Consider the following 1,117-nt stretch of genomic DNA (forward strand, 5'->3'; position numbering starts at 1 on the left):
TAATGAATATATGCCAGAGCAACTGGCCAAAGCGATAGTGAATCCGCTTTTCCCGGCTTTAGATAGCCAATTGCGCGCAGGGCGGCATGTGTCTAGTGATGATCTAGATAACCATGCTTTCTTATCCGATTTTGAACCTGAGTTGGCATTATTTTACCAACGTTATAATACGGAGTTAGTTCGTGCGCCAGAAGGTTTTTTCTATCTTCGGCCGCGTTCAACCTCCTTGATTAACCGCAGCGTGCTATCTGAACTGGATATGCTGGTGGGTAAAGTCCTTTGTTTTCTCTATTTAAGCCCTGAGCGGTTGGCGCACGAAGGCATTTTTACCAACCAAGAGTTGTATGAAGAACTGCTCTCATTAGTTGATGAGAAAAAACTGATGAAATTGGTCACTCACCGTGCCACGGGTTCAGATTTAGATAAAGAAAAATTGTTTGAAAAAGTTCGCTCTTCGTTACGTCGATTACGTCGTTTGGGTATGCTTATTCATATCGGCGAGACAACCAAGTTTCGTATTACCGAGGCGGTTTTCCGTTTTGGGGCCGATGTGCGAGTAGGGGATGATATGCGTCAAGCACAATTACGTTTGATCCGCGATGGTGAGGCGGTCGTCCATAACCAAGAGCCTAACCAACCAAGCTTATTAACTGATGAAGTTGAATTGCAACCACAACATGAACAAGATGAAGTATGGGAAGATGAAGCATGATTGAAAGAGGTAAATATCAATCACTCACCATGATCAACTGGAATGGCTTCTTTGCCCGAACTTTTGATATCGATAATTTAGTGACCACATTATCCGGTGGTAATGGCGCAGGCAAATCGACCACAATGGCGGCGTTTATCACCGCATTAATTCCTGACCAAAGCTTACTGCACTTTCGTAATACAACGGAAGCGGGGAGCTCACAAGCCTCTCGTGATAAAGGACTGTATGGTAAATTGCAGCCGGGAGCTTGTTATGCGGCACTTGATGTGGTGAATTCACGTCATCAACGTTTCTTGTTTGCGGTCAAACTTCAGCAAGTGGCTGGGCGAGATAAGAAAGTTGATATTAAACCCTTTGTTATTCAAGGCCTACCTAGCCATATCAAACCGACGGATATTTTGA

The 1,117-nt window shown here is 44.2% G+C and carries 2 protein-coding genes; both read left to right on the plus strand.

The window, feature by feature from the left end; translation table 11 throughout:
* Positions 1–712 (plus strand): chromosome partition protein MukE (mukE, locus tag B7C60_RS14930; RefSeq protein WP_216639331.1); only part of this gene is annotated, 712 nt, incomplete at its 5' end.
* Positions 709–1,117, plus strand: a 409-nt coding sequence (locus tag B7C60_RS19620; RefSeq protein ID WP_245869529.1) for an ATP-binding protein, incomplete at its 3' end; no start/stop codon positions are given. The genes mukE and B7C60_RS19620, both read left to right, overlap by 4 nt.

The organism is Vibrio fujianensis (assembly GCF_002749895.1).
In the GTDB taxonomy this organism is placed as follows: Bacteria; Pseudomonadota; Gammaproteobacteria; order Enterobacterales; family Vibrionaceae; genus Vibrio; species Vibrio fujianensis.